This window comes from Aestuariivivens insulae, assembly GCF_022662195.1.
Lineage (GTDB): Bacteria > Bacteroidota > Bacteroidia > Flavobacteriales > Flavobacteriaceae > Aestuariivivens > Aestuariivivens insulae.
Genome location: NZ_JAKMCS010000004.1, coordinates 158,722 through 177,319, shown reverse-complemented (window position 1 = coordinate 177,319; position 18,598 = coordinate 158,722). Strand labels below are relative to the sequence as shown.

At 35.9% G+C, this 18,598-nt stretch carries 15 protein-coding genes and 1 pseudogene; 1 reads left to right on the top strand and 15 read right to left on the bottom strand.

Annotation, left to right across the window (positions count from 1 at the left end; translation table 11 throughout):
• Nucleotides 1–6 precede the first annotated feature (6 nt).
• The 11 genes and pseudogenes from rfbB to MR062_RS06700 all read right to left on the bottom strand — a co-directional run bounded on the left by rfbB (nucleotide 7) and on the right by MR062_RS06700 (nucleotide 13,123).
• Complete coding sequence (rfbB, locus tag MR062_RS06750; protein ID WP_242203500.1) at nucleotides 7–1,053, bottom strand: dTDP-glucose 4,6-dehydratase; 1,047 nt, start codon at nucleotides 1,051–1,053, stop codon at nucleotides 7–9.
• Nucleotides 1,054–1,152: 99 nt separating this feature from the next.
• Nucleotides 1,153–2,160 (bottom strand): UDP-N-acetylglucosamine 4,6-dehydratase (inverting), encoded by a 1,008-nt coding sequence (gene pseB, locus MR062_RS06745; protein ID WP_242203331.1) that lies wholly within the window; start codon nucleotides 2,158–2,160, stop codon nucleotides 1,153–1,155.
• A 582-nt stretch (nucleotides 2,161–2,742) separates the two neighbouring features.
• Nucleotides 2,743–3,891 carry a DegT/DnrJ/EryC1/StrS family aminotransferase gene (locus tag MR062_RS06740; protein WP_242203330.1) on the bottom strand — a complete coding sequence of 383 codons (1,149 nt, stop codon included), beginning with the start codon at nucleotides 3,889–3,891 and terminating at the stop codon, nucleotides 2,743–2,745.
• Nucleotides 3,892–4,071: 180 nt separating this feature from the next.
• The gene (locus MR062_RS06735; protein ID WP_242203329.1) at nucleotides 4,072–4,683 is read right to left on the bottom strand and encodes a sugar transferase; all 612 of its coding nucleotides are present in this window, start codon (nucleotides 4,681–4,683) and stop codon (nucleotides 4,072–4,074) included.
• A gap of 295 nt (nucleotides 4,684–4,978) precedes the next feature.
• Nucleotides 4,979–6,247: a nucleotide sugar dehydrogenase gene (locus tag MR062_RS06730; RefSeq protein WP_242203328.1), complete on the bottom strand. Its 1,269-nt coding sequence runs from the start codon at nucleotides 6,245–6,247 to the stop codon at nucleotides 4,979–4,981.
• A gap of 126 nt (nucleotides 6,248–6,373) precedes the next feature.
• Nucleotides 6,374–6,448 (bottom strand): annotated as a pseudogene (locus MR062_RS06725) (NAD-dependent epimerase/dehydratase family protein); the annotation flags it as partial.
• Nucleotides 6,449–6,667: 219 nt separating this feature from the next.
• On the bottom strand, nucleotides 6,668–7,741 hold the full coding sequence (locus MR062_RS06720; protein WP_242203327.1) for a hypothetical protein: 1,074 nt from the start codon (nucleotides 7,739–7,741) through the stop codon (nucleotides 6,668–6,670).
• Between the two features lie 8 nt (nucleotides 7,742–7,749).
• Nucleotides 7,750–9,438, bottom strand: a complete 1,689-nt coding sequence (locus MR062_RS06715) for a DUF6909 family protein (protein ID WP_242203326.1) — start codon at nucleotides 9,436–9,438, stop codon at nucleotides 7,750–7,752.
• Nucleotides 9,439–9,465: 27 nt separating this feature from the next.
• Nucleotides 9,466–10,968 carry a GH3 auxin-responsive promoter family protein gene (locus tag MR062_RS06710; protein WP_242203325.1) on the bottom strand — a complete coding sequence of 501 codons (1,503 nt, stop codon included), beginning with the start codon at nucleotides 10,966–10,968 and terminating at the stop codon, nucleotides 9,466–9,468.
• Nucleotides 10,969–10,982: 14 nt separating this feature from the next.
• Nucleotides 10,983–12,074: a hypothetical protein gene (locus MR062_RS06705; RefSeq protein ID WP_242203324.1), complete on the bottom strand. Its 1,092-nt coding sequence runs from the start codon at nucleotides 12,072–12,074 to the stop codon at nucleotides 10,983–10,985.
• A gap of 179 nt (nucleotides 12,075–12,253) precedes the next feature.
• Nucleotides 12,254–13,123, bottom strand: a complete 870-nt coding sequence (locus MR062_RS06700) for a M23 family metallopeptidase (RefSeq protein ID WP_242203323.1) — start codon at nucleotides 13,121–13,123, stop codon at nucleotides 12,254–12,256.
• 116 nt (nucleotides 13,124–13,239) lie between these two features.
• On the opposite strand from MR062_RS06700, the gene MR062_RS06695 reads away from it, so the two are divergent.
• Entirely contained in the window at nucleotides 13,240–13,419 is a 180-nt protein-coding gene (locus tag MR062_RS06695; protein ID WP_242203322.1) for a Sec-independent protein translocase subunit TatA/TatB, read from the top strand.
• Between the two features lie 187 nt (nucleotides 13,420–13,606).
• Here MR062_RS06695 and MR062_RS06690 read toward each other — a convergent pair whose 3' ends face one another.
• The 4 genes from MR062_RS06690 to MR062_RS06675 all read right to left on the bottom strand — a co-directional run bounded on the left by MR062_RS06690 (nucleotide 13,607) and on the right by MR062_RS06675 (nucleotide 18,511).
• Nucleotides 13,607–14,581 (bottom strand): DUF4837 family protein, encoded by a 975-nt coding sequence (locus MR062_RS06690; RefSeq protein ID WP_242203321.1) that lies wholly within the window; start codon nucleotides 14,579–14,581, stop codon nucleotides 13,607–13,609.
• 25 nt (nucleotides 14,582–14,606) lie between these two features.
• Nucleotides 14,607–16,160, bottom strand: coding sequence for a LysM peptidoglycan-binding domain-containing protein (locus tag MR062_RS06685; RefSeq protein WP_242203320.1), 1,554 nt, complete (start codon nucleotides 16,158–16,160; stop codon nucleotides 14,607–14,609).
• Nucleotides 16,161–16,243: 83 nt separating this feature from the next.
• On the bottom strand, nucleotides 16,244–17,431 hold the full coding sequence (locus tag MR062_RS06680; protein WP_242203319.1) for a phosphoglycerate kinase: 1,188 nt from the start codon (nucleotides 17,429–17,431) through the stop codon (nucleotides 16,244–16,246).
• Nucleotides 17,432–17,659: 228 nt separating this feature from the next.
• Nucleotides 17,660–18,511 (bottom strand): T9SS type A sorting domain-containing protein, encoded by an 852-nt coding sequence (locus tag MR062_RS06675; RefSeq protein WP_242203318.1) that lies wholly within the window; start codon nucleotides 18,509–18,511, stop codon nucleotides 17,660–17,662.
• Between the last annotated feature and the right edge of the window lie 87 nt (nucleotides 18,512–18,598).

Genomic DNA, 18,598 nt, shown 5'->3' with positions numbered 1-18,598 from the left:
TTTCATTTAACTATATTGTTTTTGATAGTAACTTTTATACTCACCGCTCGTTATATGATTAAGCCAATTTTCATTATTTAAATACCAATCTATTGTAATTTCCAGTCCTTGTTCAAAGGTTACCGAAGGCTTCCACCCTAATTCTTTATTGATCTTAGAAGCATCTATGGCATACCTCAGGTCATGGCCTGGACGATCTTTAACATAAGTAATTAGTTTTTCTGAAGCTCCATTTGGTCTTCCCAATTTTTTATCCATTTGAGCACACAAAAGCTTAACTAAATCGATGTTTTTCCATTCATTGAAACCGCCTATATTGTAAGTTTCTTCAGTTTCACCTTTATGAAACACCAAATCTATTGCTAAAGCATGATCTTTTACATATAACCAATCGCGCGTATAGTTTCCATCTCCATAAACAGGCAACGGTTTATTATTTATTATATTGTTTATGAATAAAGGGATTAGCTTTTCTGGAAATTGATTTTGCCCATAATTATTGGAACAATTTGATATCACATATGGCAGTCCATAAGTTTCTCCATAGGCTCTTACAAAATGATCTGAACTCGCTTTTGATGCAGAATATGGCGAATTAGGGTCATATGCAGTGGTTTCAGTAAAAAGTCCAGTTTGACCTAACGTTCCATAAACTTCATCCGTACTAACATGATAAAACAACTTATTGTCAAAATCGTTCTTCCAAGTTTCTTTAGCCGCATTTAGCAAATTAACCGTTCCAATTATATTGGTTTTTACAAAAGCTAATGGATCGGTTATAGAACGATCTACGTGCGATTCGGCCGCCAAATGTATAATACCTTCAAACTTATGTGTATTAAACAATTCATTTATAAAACCTTTATCGGTAATATCCCCTTTAACAAAAGAGTAATTTGGTTTATCTTCAATATCTTTTAGGTTTTCTAAGTTACCCGCATACGTCAGTGCATCCAAATTAAAAATATGATAGCTCGGATATTTTTCTACAAATAATCTTACTACATGCGACCCAATAAAGCCAGCCCCGCCTGTTATAAGTATTTTTTTTATTCCTTTAATTAACATATGTACTTCTAAATTTGTGGCAAAAATACTATAATTCTCTTGTTAATAAATTTATTTAATCGATAAAATTGTTAAAACCTCAATTCAGTCAATGACATCCTTACCTATTAAGCCCTTTAAATTTTCTATAGATTCCCATTCCGTATTTTCTTCCGAGTTATAACTAAAACCAAAGGGTACTTTTTTAGCCTTATGCACTTTTATGAATTCATTTATATTCCATCTAACATTTGAAGGTAATATAACATAATACATACCCAAATCGTAGGTATAAAACGCATCGGACTCCGAAATCATTTCTTCATGTATTTTTTCACCTGGTCGTATTCCTATAATGGGTTTTTCACACTCTGGTCCGATGGCATTGACCACATCCATTATTCTATAAGAAGGCAATTTAGGCACAAAAATTTCACCTCCCCAAGTATTTTCTAAGGCCAATAACACCATTTTTGCTCCTGCTTCTAGTGATATATTAAACCGTGTCATATTAGGGTCGGTTATTGGTAAAACACCATCTTCTTTTTTCTTCTTTAAAAAAAATGGCACAACAGAACCACTGGACCCCATTATATTACCGCAACGTACTACTGTAAATTTCGTGTATTCTCTATCTTTTTTAGAATTTGCAGCAATAAACAACTTATCCGACACCAATTTTGTGGCTCCGTACAAACTGTTAGGAGCACATGCTTTATCTGTTGAAAGCGACACTACTCTTTTGACATTCGACTTTATGCTAGCGTCAATGACATTTTGGGCTCCGCCAATATTGGTCTTAATGCATTCTTCAGGATTAATTTCTGCTGTATGAACATCTTTCATGGCTGCAGTGTGAATAACATAATCTACCCCATAAAACACACTAATTAAACGCTCCTTATCCCTAACATCTCCTATTACATAATCTATTTGAGGATACTTTTCTAAAGGAAACTCCTGTATCATTAGGGCATGTTTGCGCTCATCCCTTGAATATACACATATCCGTTTTAATTCTGGATGTTCCTTTAACAGTAAGCTCGTAATGGCCTTTCCTAAAGACCCCGTGCCTCCCGTGATTAATATGGTTTTTCCTTTGTAGTCAATCATGTTAAGTTTTCAGGTTTTTTCTTAGACCATAACGATTTGGCTAATTTAAGGTAATTAAAGTTTTCTTGAGATTGATTTTTGAAATTCAATTATTAAAAGATAATAAAATACGTCATTGCGAAGGAGGCACGACTGAAGCAATCTGTTGATTGTTATCCCTATAGCCAAGAGACTGCTTCACTTTAGCCTGTCTTGACCGATAGCCGAAAGATTCGCATTGTCGTTGTATGTTGATTCTTTAGGCAAACCATATCCTCACCTATCTTATAGCATTCATCCCCGCCTAAATCTGAAATACAACCAAAAAAATGCGCTTCGTCATTACTAAGGAGCTCAGCGCACGAAGTAATCCCATAGTTAACGCCTACCTAACTTAAAGATTGCTTCACTGCGTTCGCAATGACGGATAAAACTATGCTCTAAAAACTAAGAAGTTTACTCTCGAAATCTTAGCACTTTGATAGGCTCAACTCTGCAATACAACAACCTATCATTTTGCCTTGTGTCATTCAGAAGGAGGGAGGATACGACCAACTGAAGAATCTATTCTTTTTTTCTAGAGATTCTTCGTTCCATTTTGTTTCACTCTAAATGACAAGCATCTAAATACTCCAATACAACTTCTGCAATGAATGCTTTATCAGTTTCAGTTAAATTTGACCCAGAAGGCAAACATAATCCTTTTTTAAAAATGTCTTCAGCGACTCCTTTACCATAAAACAAACAATTCTTAAATATGGGCTGTAAATGTAAAGGCTTCCAAAGGGGTTTAGATTCAATATGGTTCTCCTCTAAATGCTTCAACAATCCCAAAGACGTTTTATTATTCTTATTTGACTCCATCTGAATACAGGTTAACCAATAATTGGAGCAAAAATTTGATGAGGGTTCTGAAAGTACCTGAACAAAATCATAAGGTTGAAACAACGTTTTATAAAACAGGTTTGTTTGTCTTCGTCTTTCAATATAATCATCCAGCACTTGCATTTGCCCTCGACCAATACCAGCTGAAATATTACTCAAACGATAGTTAAATCCTATTTCACTATGCTCATACCATATGGCATCGTCTTTAGCTTGTGTGGCTAAAAAAATGGCTTTTTGCTTTAGTTTTTCATCCTTACAAATTAATGCCCCTCCACCTGAAGTTGTTATCATTTTGTTACCATTAAACGACAAAATACCAAAATCACCAAAGGTGCCACATTTTTGCCCTTTATATGTGCTACCCAATGCTTCAGCGGCATCTTCAATAAGCGGAATGTCATACTTTTTTGAAACTTGAAGCAGTTCATCCATTTTTGCGGGCATGCCGAATATATGAATCACAATAATAGCCTTAGGTTTTTTGCCTTTTGCTATTCGGTCTTGAATCGCTTCCTCTAAGAGCACAGGATCCATATTCCATGTGTCCTTTTCGCTATCCACAAATACAGCAATGGCTTTTTGATACAGAATGGGAAATGCTGATGCCGCAAAAGTTAAGCTTTGACAAATAACGGCATCACCTTCCTTAACCCCAGCCATAACCAAAGCCAAGTGTATGGCCGCCGTACCAGACGATAATGCTGTTACATGACTGTTTTCCCCTAAATAGGCTTCTAAATCCCGTTCAAAACAAATTATATTATTCCCAACTGGAGCTACCCAATTACTGTCTAAAGCGTCTTGTATATACTTTAACTCATCGCCACTCATATGGGGTGATGACAATTTTATTTTAAAATCCATGGATGAATTTTGTTTGTATTGTCTAAAGATAGGAAAAGGAACTTTCTGACTAACATTTAATTTGATTGAACTGTTCTCGATACAATTTTCTCATTCTTCGAAAATCACTCGAACTGACAATTCATCAAAAACAGGTTAAAATAACTGTCAAGGTGTTCTAGGTATTAAAACCTAGATTCTTCAGTCTCCCTGACTATAATCGTCAGGGCTCCTTCTGAATGACAAGCAAATAGTTTTTATAATTATAGTTATATCCTTAGAAAAACTATATTCAGCAATATAGGCCTTGTTCAATTCTACCTTTTTAGGCCAAATTACCTTATCATTATAAGCTTTAGGATCATTCTGTTTGGAGAGCAATTCTTCTTCATCTTTAAAACATATAGTTGCTAATCCAGTAATACCCGGCTTTACTGATAATATTATTCTATCTTCACCTTTTAATTGATCAGCGTAACCCACAACATCTGGTCGTGGCCCTACAAAACTCATATCTCCCTTAAGCACATTCCATAATTGAGGCAACTCATCCCACTTCATTTTTCGCAAAAACTGACCAAACGCTGTTATCATTTTATCATTACTCGGAAGGTCCTTCATCGTTCTCAATTTATAGATACTGAATAACCTTCCGTTTTGGCCTACTCGCTTTTGTTTAAAAATGCCTTGTTGTCCTGTGTTTATGACCGCACAAAAAATCAACAGTAAAATAAACCACCCCAAAACCAGCAACCCTAATAGTGCTAATGCAATATCGAAAATTCTTTTTATGATTATTTCTTTTGGTTTCACTCACTTAATATTCAAACGCCTTTCAGTTAATTTCTTTGAAAATTGAAAATTCTACTTTTTAATAAAAAAATCACTGTCTGCTGTCTGGTTCGCTTTGACTCCAACTACTCTTTGCAAGTACCTCAGCAACCATTCTCAGTCTGACAGCTCTGATGTGTCATTCAAAAGGAGGGATGGTACGACCGACTGAAGAATCTTGTTTTTTTTGAGATTCTTCACTTCGCTACGCTTGTTCTGAATGACAAGGTAAATTATTCTTTGAACAGCTTTCCTTGTTGAAATGACACTACTATCTTTAGAGCCTATCAGTAACCAAATCTTTAGGCAACACACTTTTTACATCATAAACCACACAGTCTTTATTGGTTCTGAACTTGGTGTAATCTATAGATTTAAACTCATTATGCCCTACAGCCAATACTACGGCATCATAATTATAGTGCAACTCATGGGTTAAAGTAATATCGTAAGCTTTACTCACCTCATTTGGCAACGCATAGGGATCGTAAACATCTATCGAGGCACCAAAGCCTTCCAATTCCCGTATCACATCAATAACCCTAGAGTTTCGTATATCGGGACAATTTTCTTTAAACGTTATACCCAGCACCAAAATCTTAGCCCCTTTTATAATACTCCCTTTTTCAACCAGCAACTTAATGACCTTATTGGCAACATGAATCCCCATATTATCGTTAACACGCCTTCCTGAGAGAATAACATCGGGGTAATAGCCCAAACTTTCCGCTTTATGGGTCAAATAATAGGGGTCTACCCCTATACAGTGGCCTCCAACCAATCCTGGTCGGAACGGTAAAAAATTCCATTTGGTCCCAGCAGCTTCCAAAACTTCAAGCGTATCTATTCCCAGTTTGTCAAATATTAAAGCCAGCTCGTTGATAAGCGATATATTAACATCCCTTTGAATATTTTCTATAATCTTTCCTGCTTCAGCCACTTTTATGCTAGAAGCTTTATGGGTGCCAACCGTTACAATTTGGTTATACAACGCATCTATTAGGTTAGCGGTTTCCGGTGTACTTCCAGAAGTGATCTTTACGATGTTATGGACTTTTCGGACGGCATCCCCCGGGTTAATCCGTTCTGGGGAGTAGCCACAATAAAAGTCTTCGTTAAATTGGAATCCACTAGCCTTTTCCAGTTCTGGCACACAAACTTCTTCAGTACAGCCCGGATACACCGTCGATTCATAAATCACAATATTCCCTTTGGATAACTGCCTACCTACCAATTGACTTGCCTTAACAAGATAGGTTAAATCTGGCCTGTTAAACGCATCTATAGGTGTGGGCACGGTTATAATATAAATATCGGCATCTGAAATTTGGTTTTCTTGCGATGTAAAATGGATGTTTTTAGCCTCTAAAAAGTCTGATTGTTCAACTTCCTTAGTATGGTCAATGCCTTGTTTGAGGTCTGAAACGCGGTCTTCATCAATATCAAACCCCACCACTTGAAATCCCTTTTTAGAGAATTCAATGGCCAACGGAAGGCCTACGTAACCCAATCCTATTACTGCTATTTTATTTGCTTTGATGTCCATGGGGTCTAAAATAAGAAAATTAAAGGTTTAAAAACTTTTAGCCCGATATGATGCAGTTTAGTTTAATGCAATTCGCTATTTATAATTAAAATCCTTCTTACGTTCCCTAATTCAATTTAATTGTAAATAAGAGTTCACAAATAACCTAACCACATGGGAACCTATAAAACCTGCACCTCCTGTTATTAGAATATTCTTCATCTTTTTACTATTAACCAATTATGTGTTTTTTTATAAAATTTGTACTTGGACCCTGCTCAGCAGAACTATCGAGAACCTGCCTACCGGGAGGCAGGTAAAATTTAGGCCTTTGAAATAGTTCTCGATACGTCCCGACAGTAAACGTCGGAACACTCGAACTGACACATCATGACCTTTTTGATTCAAACCGCACAACGGATACTACTTTATATTATCTATCTAAATCTTGTCTTTAAATCGCTCTAGGTATCTTACAAATTCAAGACCAAGAAGCATTAGAAATAATACAGCCGAAAATAGGATCCCAAGCACCAATTTACTTTCGGTTTTTAATGCCAATAAATCGTAGGTGTTGTCTATGGTTCCTTCGCTTTGTTGCATGGAGACAATCTCAATGATATGTGATTTATCTTCAATTTCCCTTTGAATCTCAACCAGTTCCCGCCTAAGTTCTATATCGTTATTATAAAGCTCATATTCCTTAGTCACACTTTTGTCTTCCGTGTTTTTAATACTGATACTGGTTTGGGCATCGGATGTTTTTTGGGTAGATTCTTGTAAAACTTTTTGATACACCTTCTGTAAAGTATCCGATTTTTTTAAGGATTCTATTAAAACCTTTTCTTTGTTCTCTAATTCCGCTATATCTTTTTTGTGTTCATTTAAAAAGAACTCCGAAGAATCTATATTTTTTACGATAGCTTTAAAGACTTCATTAAAGTTCTCTTGAGATGTTGCATAAAGGGTAATGCGTTGGTACTTATGGTCAAAATCATCAGAATTTTTTAAGAAGTCCTCATACTTTATGGTAGAAGCTAAAACCGAATCTAACTCTTTTTTATAATCATCAAAAAGCTTTAGTTTTTGGTTTTCATCTAAAATGGATTCTATTCCAATGCCCGCTATTGCTGAAGCTTTAGAGACATCTGTTTTAAGCTTATCACTTAAAGAGACTGAATCTCCCTGATACACGAGTTCATTTAAGTAGTCTATTAAAGTATACAAGCTTTCCCCTGTTGGATAATTTTGTTTCACTACGGCCATTGACTTATATACTGGAGCGGATATCTTTTTTTGGGTAAATCCATAAACTATACCTATAATCCCTGCGATTGCAAGCTTTATAAAATGACGTTTAACAAAAAACACCAACCAAACGAAGGCCAAAAACAATTTGTTTAGAAGGCTTCCTATAAATTTAAAAAAGCGCTCAAAAGCATTACCTATTAATTTAAATAACTGTCCTAAATCCACTTCTTCCGATTGCTGTGGTTGTGGCAAATCTTTACTCATATCTGTTTTTAATTAAATAGTTGTTCTAAAATTTTTCTTGTTATTACATAGGTAGGCCTAACCCCAGAAGTGCCAAGCCCTCCCGAAGCCAATGTGCTTCCCGTTTCCAAAGGGTTATCACTAGCGTAATAGGCATACCTCACTTTTACATTGGGGTTTATATTGTGCCTTATTTTTGAAGCCGCCTGAATTGCCTTTTGGTAATGGGCACCTTCCATCTCCAAGCCTATAACATTCCACGTGGAGTTATAAAAAAACTTTAAGATGTCCTTATTCTGCAAAGAAGTCCCTAAAACGGTAATCATGGAGCCTTCGTATACATTGACCCCTTGACTTTCTAAATCTTCCTTCTTTAACTCATTTTTAAAGGGATAATTGTCTGCAGTACCCTCAAAAATATGTGCCGAAGGTATCATAATATCACCTTTCCCTCCTTCAAGGATACCCGCTTTACCCATAATAGAAATTGATTTCACGTTAAGATGCGCCTTTTCTCCTTTCACTTTGTAAGGTTTTAAAAGTTCATCTATTGTTTCGTAGGCTTGCTCTCCAAACGCATAATCCATAACCAATATAATTGGCTTTTTTGATTTTATATACGCTTCATCCATATTAATATCTACTTCGGAAGGGTTGATTCGCGTTGAATCAAAAATTTGAACATCTATATTGGTCCCCGAAGTGTCCTTAATATAAGTCATGCCGTTCTTAACTGCCTCTTTATTGACTTTTTGACGATAGGTTTCACTATCCGTTTTACTTAGCAATTCATAAACATCAAATATATCGTTTTTAGCAGTCATAGAGCTTAATGCCTTTGGCGCAAAAAGCGTATTCATAACACTATGCATATTAGCACTTATAATATGAACCTCCCTATCTAGCATGTTATTTTTATGCAGAACTTCCTTAATGTTGTTTGCCCAAATCTCCCCATGTATATGATGGCCAATACGCTCCCGTAAAACAGGACTAAAGGTTATGGTTCGTTTATTGTGGTTTACCTGTTCTTCAATAGCCAACTTGCCTAACCAATACACAATACGTAATAAGCGTTCGGGCTGTTGTGGTGTTGCGAAAGCTTTATAAATATTGGTTAGCTCCTTAAAGGTGCGCCCTAATATATAAGCCGTATGGGTAATGGCGACTTCACGTTCTTCTTGAGTAAGTTTCTTTTTGGACAAGACTGCTTTTTCAAGCTTTTTCCAATCTCTAGTCGTAGCGCCATCACCATTTATAACGACCCGTTTGCTTATTTTATGCGATTCTATAAAGAGAAACGTAAGGTGGGTTAAAATATCATAAATTTCTGAACGTCCCCTGGTAATCTCAATATTCATTTGCTCTGCATCTATTCTGTAGCAATTACGTCGGCGTTTTTCTGGAATAATGGGTTTAAAGTGCGAATTAGCATAACCTTCATCACTGGTTAGGTTAATATAGGTGCATTCTTCAATACCTATAGGCAACCTGTCCATAACATAAAGCAAGCCCTCTAACTCGGCTTTTTCATCACCTACAGAACCATAGATTTCGGGCTTGAGCAACAGTAACGATTCCCGCAAAGTTTCGCCCGAAATCCCCATAGGCTTATAAAACCCCCTATTGAACAAATGCCGCATGGTTACGTACATACGCTCAATAGCATTAGAGCTCTCCTGGGCCCTGGTTCTCTCGTGTAGTTTTTTGTTACTCATTGTCTGTTTTGCTAGGGCAAAGATACTTTATTTCACCAAATGTAAGGCTTTTATGGCTTCAACTATTTTCCTGTCGTTAGATAGCCTAGGTATTTTATTTTGACCCCCTAATTTACCAACCGACTTCATATACTCTTGAAATCCATCTTTCACCACCCTAGTAATTTTTAAAGGCTGCAACACTTTACCTTGAATTAAATCGAAATAATAGGTATTTTGATTTTGAAGCGATTGGTCTATCTGTTTAGCAAAAGCTGAAAAATCTTCTGGTTCATTTTCAAATTCGATATACCATTCGTGGTAAGGCAATCCCTCTTCTGGATTAATTTCAGGAGCTACAGTAAATTCTGAAATACGGATCTCAGTATTTTTTACAGCTTCTTCCATGGCTTGCTCTACTTCCTTGCCTATAACATGCTCGCCAAAAGCCGATATGAAATGCTTGATACGTCCAGAAACAATAACACGATAGGGATTAGTTGAGGTAAACTCGACCGTGTCGCCAATATTATAGGCCCAGAGCCCTGCATTGCTTGAAATAATCATCACGTAATTGACCCCTATTTCAACATCTTTTATGGTAATACGCTTGGGATTGTCATTGAAAAATTCATCGGCCCTAACAAATTCATAAAATATCCCCGAGTTAAGCTGAAGCAACATGCCTTTTTCGTGCTGCTTGTCCTGAAAGGCAAAAAAGCCTTCACTCGCTGGATACAGCTCAATGCTATCGACTGAGCGCCCAATAAGACTCTCAAATTTAGCGCGATAAGGTTCGTAGTTAACCCCTCCAAAAATAAAAAGGTTAAAATTTTTAAAAATGTCACCAACCTTCTTTCCTGTCTTTTGCTGCAGTTTTTCAAAATACATCTGTACCCAGGACGGTATACCTGAAATAACCGTCATATTCTCTGGTAAGGTCTCTTCAACTATAGCATCTACCTTGGTTTCCCAATCTTCAATGCAATTGGTTTCCCAAGACGGCAACCTATTTTTCTGAAGATATTTAGGCACATAATGCGCCACAATACCCGAAAGCCTTCCTATTTGAATGCCATTTTGTTCTTTTAGTATGGGGCTGCCTTGTAGAAAGATCATTTTTCCATTAACAAAACGACTATTCCCTGTTTCATGGATGTACATTAAAATGGCATTTCTCGCCGCTTCAACGTGGCTAGGCATACTTTCCTTGGTTATTGGAATGTATTTAGCTCCAGAGGTAGTACCAGATGTTTTGGCAAAATATATGGGCTTTTCTGGCCAAAGCACGTTCTCTTCTCCCTCTACAACAGATTCTACATAAGGTTTTAAACCTTCATAGTCTCGAATGGGAACGCGTTTTACAAAATCGTCATGGTTGTTTATACTCACAAAATCATGATCCTTTCCAAACCTAGTCGATACCGCTTTAGCTATTAATTCCTGAAAGACCTTTTCCTGTGTTTCAATAGGGTTATTGGCCCACTTTTGAATGCGCTTATATATTCGCTTTGCAAATGGTTTGGCTAAAGCCGATTTTAATGATAACATCAATTTTTTCTTAACTAGGTTAATTTTCCGGAGACTTCAAATTGTTCTCTAGAAAACTCATAACGTCTTACAAACTGTATTAATTGGTTTAGTATAAAGACAACTATTAAAACAATAAAAACCAAAACAGGAAATACCAAACAATACCTGTTCCAAATATCTTTATCTACCGATCCTATTTCCTGAAAACTCGAAACAGCATCAAAATAGGCGTCTTCTTCTATTTGCTGTGCCGTTAATTTGGTCAACTCGTTTCTTAGCTCCAATTCTTTGGACAGTAATTCATACTCTCGTGTATTTACCCGCTCCTGAACCATAGACATACCATCCTTTAATGTAATGGAACCTGTGTTGGATTTAGACTCCGTTTGCATCACTTCAACATACACCTTCTTTAAAGCTTCGATTTGGCTTAACGATTCTTTAATTCGGGCTTCTTCCACAACTATTAACGAATCCCTCTTTTGCATTTTTTTCTTGGAGTATTCATTCGTAAAGTTTGAATTTAACCCTGGCTCCAAAGCCCTAAAAATGTCGTTTTTTAAAGACCTGACCTTAATCTCAAATAATGTACCAGAATAAACACTTCTGTTCTCAATAAAATCCTCAAAACGGATATCTTGCTGTCTAGCGCTATCAATTTGCTTTATAAAATTTTCATATTGAAGCAATTGGTCGTTATGGGTTTCTGGTCCAGGCTTAATTTCAAATTCCAACAGCGCCTCTGCCTTGTTTTGATCGATCTGGAATATTTCAGCTAAACGTTTGTGGTTTTTGTCTTGAATTAACGCATTATAATAATCTACATTAGTTACCAACTGGTATTTAGAATCAAAATAAGGCTTGACCAGCATCTTTGAAGCATAGACCTTACTGGACGTTTTTTCCAGTCCAAAACCTAAAACAGCAGCAATACCTACTGATATTGCGATGAGTTTATAGTTGTCTAAAATTTTTTTTAAAATAAAAACGATAACGTTTAGAATGGATTTAAAAATAGACCTAATAAAATTTAATAATCGATCAAAAGCTTTTCCTATAAGCTTAAATAATTGTCCTAAATCAACTTCTTCCGAAGGAGATTGCTGGGGTAATTCTCTATTCATTTTTTGGGTTAAATTGGTTAGTATAATTGGTTTTAAGGTTAATTTTTGGTATATCGAGTCATAACTTTTAGCTATATTTTACATTATAAAACATCAAAAATAATTAAAACTGGGTTTGCAGTGTAAGGTGTTAGGTTCAAACAAAAGCATATGTCCAGGTCTAGTCTTAATGCTTAAAATTATTCAAAATCTATAAAATTTGAAGGGTTAATAGGGTAACCATCGTTCCAAAGTTCGAAATGCAGATGAGGTCCTGTAGATAACTCTCCAGAATTTCCTGCTGTTGCAATAACTTCACCTGCCTTTACCAAATCGCCCTGCGATTTTATTAATGCCCCATTGTGTTTGTACACCGAAATTAAGCCATGGCTGTGCTCAATAATAACAACATTACCTGTTGCGGCAGTCCATTCTGCAAAAATCACGGTACCGTCTGCCACGGCTTTAACCGGAGTATCCTTTGCAACTACGACATCTATAGCATAATGCTTTTCTTTTAGGTTATATGGCTCGCTTACTGTTCCACTAACTGGTGGAAATAGCACAAAGCTGGTAGCCGATGTAGCCGATTCGAACAAATTGTACTTATCTTCTTTATCTACTTTTTCACGTAATAGGGAATCTTCGGCAATAGGTTTTAAATCGACCTCACTGGCTTCTAATTTTACCGCTTGGATAATGGAATCTTTCTTTAAGTCTTCTGCGCTAATGTCGCCTTTCAATACATTTTTAATGGAATTATAATAGCTTTCGTTTAAAGCAATAACCCTTTGTAGCGAATCTGTTTTAAAACTTAACTCAGTCGCTTGCTTTTTTAAGGCTGTTGATGAATATCCTGGGATGTACTCCCTCAAGGATGTATGCGCTATTAAAAAATAGGTAGACAGCATTAAAATGATTACAGCCACAGATACAAATACAAACACATTAAGCCGCGTAAGCTTAAAGGCTAAACGCTCTTCAAAAGTATCTTCGTTAAGGATAACCAAACGATATTTATCGAGTAGTTTTTTTCTAATTTTTTTGGCTCCTTTTTTATTCTTGCCCATATTGAAAACAAAATTAAATAAAATTATCCCACAACCTATTTTTAGAAATGCTAAAGTTATGCTATAAACGGGATTATTAAACTTTAATTATTAACTTTGCTCTAAATTATTTAATTATGAGTTTATATATATTAGCAATAGGGCCCATGCAAATAGCATTAATTGTAATAGTTGTGCTATTGTTGTTTGGAGGAAAAAAAATACCAGAATTAATGCGTGGATTAGGCAGCGGTATTAAAGAATTTAAAGACGCTAGCAAAGAAGACGATAAACCAAAAGATAACAAAACAGAATAAGATGTTTCTGTTTAACAAAAAAGGCCAACGCAATGCGTTGGCCTTTTTTGTTAAATAAACTTCTAAAACTCAAACTTCTTCGTTACGCTTCAAAATTAAAACACTCATTTACAGCAGGTAAACTCCGTTTTTAATTTTTCGAAAGCCTTGAATTTTAAATTTTAGAAGTCTCTTTAATACAAAGAGGTTATTTGATTTTTATGGATTTTATAATAGCCTCTAGCTCGAACATGTAATCGCGTTTTTCTACCGACGGCGCAAATGCAAAACCTTCAGCCACTATCCATCTGTTGTTTATTTTATCTTCAATAGCATAGTTTATATAAGGCCCGGCCATAAACGCCTTTTTTACCTCCCACATCCCTTTGGTTTCCAAAGCAGGTTTATTGTCTAAAATCGTTTCTGTTTGAAATGGCGTATAAGCATTTTCGGTACTCATATATGTGCCTTCGGTAGGACCTGCAATATGTGCCTTGCCTATAGAATCCCTGATAGCTATAATTTGATTAATGATACTATCGTTACGCTTAATTTTATCATGTGATAACTCATAGACCATTAAGTTTAACGTACCTGTATTGATGTCTTTTCGAATCCAAAAAAAGGAGCTAGTGTCTTTTGCAACACGATAGGCCGTTGGAAATTGAATATCCACGCCTATCTTTTCCTTTATAAAACTGGAATTGTACAGAGCCTTTCTTATTAAACGTTGTTTTTCGTTAACCTCCATTTTTTTGAATACATCAACTATTCGATCGCCATTTTCTTTAAGCTGATGAATGATTTCATCCTTTGTTTTTCCTGAAACTACAACAACTTTTTGAGGTTTTGCATAAACATTGTTTAAAAATTTAGTTTCAGCCTCCTTACCCATTTCTATTTTTAGAATGGTTCTGTTATTGGTAACAAAGCCACTAAATACACTAGTGGGAATTTGGTTAATGGTAAATAACGGCTCGTCTTGAGGCAAACCATATACTGGTGCTGCCAGCACATCACGAATCGCCTCACCTACCCGACCTTTCCATGATGTGTTATCCAATACTACCGAAACTTCATTTATAATCCCCGAAGAATCCGTTAAAAATCTTTCTTCTTTTTTATCATCTTTACAAGATACTATAGACAAAACAGATACGATTACTAAAAGAATTTTTTGCATAATTAAAGCTAGTTTTTTGCAGAATTTAGCCTTTGGCTATTTTAAGCTTCATTCCTGGTTTTAACTTTGTACCACTAATACCGTTCCAATCTTTAATATTTTGTACAGAAACTCCAGAAAATTTTTGGGAAATACTCCATAAAGAGTCTCCGCTTTTTACGGTGTAGGTTGTAATATTTCCTGAAAGTGGCTTAGAAGCTGTTGCTTTAGTGGTTGTTGAAGCGGACGCCACATATGGCTTTCTAGGGTATATGGTTAAGCGCTGGCCAATTCTTAAATTATTGCTCCGTAAACCATTCCATCGTTTTATCTGGCTAACCCTAACACCATATCGTCTTGCAATTTTTCCTAAATAATCCCCAGACCTTACTTTATAACGTACCCTATCACTCGTATTAAAAAATTGGGGTAATGGTTTTTCCCTTTTAGCAAACTCTTCCTTTACATAAGCATATATCTGTTCTTCATTATTTACAAAAGCACCAGAGACATTCCTTGGCAAGCGCAACACATAATTTTTTCCTTTTATAAATGGAATGATATCCAACTTATATGATGGATTTAAAAATTGAAGTGCTTCTATAGGTGTTCCTGTTACTTCTGAAACTTGATCTAAGGTAATCATGTGTTTTACCCTAATAGTATCGGTCTCTACTAAAGTATGTTCTGGTTTTATTTTTTTAAAACCATGTTCCTCGGCATATTCAAAAATGTACATATTAGCTAAAAAAGCAGGTAGATAGCCAGCCGTTTCCCGAGGTAGATTATGCCTAATGTTCCAATAGTTTTTATAGCCTCCAGATCGCCTTATGGCTTTGGTAACATTACCGGGTCCCGAATTATACGCCGCTAAAGCTAAATCCCAATCTCCAAAAATCTCATACAGTTTAGACAAGTATTTGGCTGCTGCCTCGGTAGATTTTATAGGGTCACAGCGTTCATCGACATAACTACTTACATCCAAACCATACATCTTACCTGTGGCAAACATAAACTGCCATAAGCCCGTTGCCCCTACCCTTGACTTTGCACGTGGTTTTAACGCCGATTCCACTATAGCTAAATATTTGATTTCTAATGGCAAATCATACTTATCCAATTCGTATTCGAACATAGGGAAGTAAAACGCACTAAGGCTAATTAGCTTTTGGAGTAACTCCCTTCTGCTTTTCAGGTAGTATTTAATAACACTTTCTAATGAAGGGTTATACTCAACATTAAAAGGTGTTTTGGCATCTAATGCTTTTAAGCGCGCCTTGAGTGTATCTGTATGAAGTTCTGGGTAATCAACGTCTTCGAAGGTTAAATCGGTAATCGATTTGTAAATGGAATCAAATAGTTGATTGCTGTATAGTTCCTCTTGCCATTTACCATCAAACTGGGCTGCAAGATCGTGATCTTCAATATGCTTTATTGAAATACTATCTTGGTTTGCCAAAACTGGCTTTAAGCCTAACTTATTACTATCGACTAATGAGTCTTTTACCAAGAATTTCTTTACCTGGAGGGTGTCTTGGGTTTGTGAAAAACAAAACCCAAGATTAAAAAGGAGGACGCATATAAAAAAACGAAAAGCCATATAATCTATTCTTTTAATTATAGTTTGAACGATTATACGGCTAAATTCGTATTTTTTAAGGTATTTATAAAAAATAATTTTAATTATTCTAAAATAGCGGCTATTCCTGGAAGCGTTTTTCCTTCTAAACTTTCTAGCATAGCGCCACCACCAGTACTTACATAACTCACCTTATCTTCAAAACCAAATTGCTTAACAGCTGCCACCGAATCGCCTCCTCCTACTAATGAAAAGGCTCCATTTTTAGTGGCTTCGGCAATAGAATTTCCTAAAGCAATGGTTCCTTTGGCAAAACTTTCCATTTCAAAAACACCCAATGGTCCGTTCCATAGTATGGTTTTAGACTGGTTTACTACATCATGGAATTGTTCTAAAGATTGTGGGCCTGCATCTACACCTTCCCAGCCATCTGGTATTTTATTTATATCCACTATCTGGGTATTGGCATCGTTACTAAAGGCATCGGCTGCAACCACATCAACTGGAATATGAACCTGTACATTTTTTGCTTTGGCCTGCTTTAAAATATCTAGGGCCAAATCCATTTTATCATCCTCACAAATAGAGTTCCCTATGCTCCCGCCTTGGGCTTTAACAAAAGTAAAAGACATTCCTCCACCTATAATAAGATGGTCTACCTTATCTAAAATATTTTCAATAATGGTAATTTTTGAAGACACCTTAGCACCTCCCAGTATGGCTAAAACAGGTTTTTCACCAGTTTTCATAACCTTTTCGATACTTTCAATTTCTTGAGCCAATAAATTTCCAAAACACTTATGCTCAGGGAAAAATTGAGCGACTATAGTTGTAGAAGCATGGGCCCTATGGGCAGTTCCAAAAGCATCGTTTACATAAACATCGCCTAAATTTGATAGTTGTTTTGCAAAATCTACATCGCCTGCCGTTTCTTCTTTATGGAACCTTAGGTTTTCTAACAACAAAACTTCACCTGGCTTTAAGTTTGCCGCGGCTGTTTCTGCTGTTTCACCAACACATTGGTCAACAAACTTAACCTCTACGCCTAACACATCTTCAACTTTAGGAACAATATGGCGTAAAGAAAACTCATCTTGAACTCCTTTTGGACGCCCCAAATGCGACATTAAAATACAGCTTCCGCCATCCTCTAAAATTTTTATAATAGTTGGTTTTGCAGACACAATTCTAGTTGCATCTGTAACTTGGAAGCTTTCATTTAACGGTACATTAAAATCGACTCGTATTAAGGCTTTTTTATTTTCGAAATTAAAATCGTTGAGCGTTTTCATTGATATCCTTTTTTTAGGTTTTAAGTAATTGATTCACAAATGTAACTAATTAAAAAGTGCCAAAAAATGTGTTTTTTAACGAAAACGTTTGAAGCTGAATAAATTTTCAAAAAATATTCATTGCCTTAACTATTTTCTATTAAACACTGATCTTTTGACATAAAAAAACCCGAAAAAACCATGGCTTGGACTTTTCGGATTTAAAGCGAAAATTATAATTATCTTTTGCTATTTTTTAATAAGCTTTAAGGTTTGGGCAATCTCTCCCGATTTTATTTGTGCTAAATAAATACCACTTGGCACGTGGCTTAAATCGACTGACATAGATTTAAGATTACCTTTTTTCCTTATTATTTCCTTTCCAAGAACATTATACACCAAAACCTCTTCTAAAACGGTATTGGCTTTAAAAGTCACAACATCAAAAGTTGGGTTGGGACCAAAAGCAAAGCCCTCTATTAAGTTGTATTTATTGGATAAGGTTGCGGTTTTAAGCTCAAAATCATCAAACCCTAAATATTCATTTCCGTTTTGATACACCACCAATCGCATTCTAACATGGCTATGCCCCGAAGGAACTTCATAATTGATTTTCTCCCAACCTGTAGAACTAAAATTTCCCGATTTGGTTGTTTTAAAAATATTTTCTTTATAATCTGAATAGTTCCAATCTGAATCATTATCGTATCTCAGCTCATAATAAATATAATCCGTATCATTAAGACCAACATAATGCACTCTAAATGAGACCTCTGCAGATAATCCGTTTACAACAATTGGCGTGAAGGTAAGAATATGTTCAGGTGATGCTAAACCTGTATACTGTTCAGTGTAAGGATTATCTAAATCCCTGCCTGCCAAATAACTGGATCCTGCAAAAGGCCCAGGAATACGTCCATTAGAACCAGGTTGGTTCAACCAAACATCTGTTTTATTATTCTTGGAATAAAAAGGAATGTTTGAAGTGTAAGCCCAGTTATCTTCTGTTTTATTTTCAAAGCCTTGTTTTGCTACCTGTGCGTTTATTAAAAACATGCCAACAAGCAAAACAAGAAGTGTAGTTTTAGTAGTATTATTCATGATTTTAACTTTATGCAATTAAAAACGAATAGATTAACGAGCACTTCAAATCTAATACAAAAAGTGTACCGCCCCCACAAAACTCGA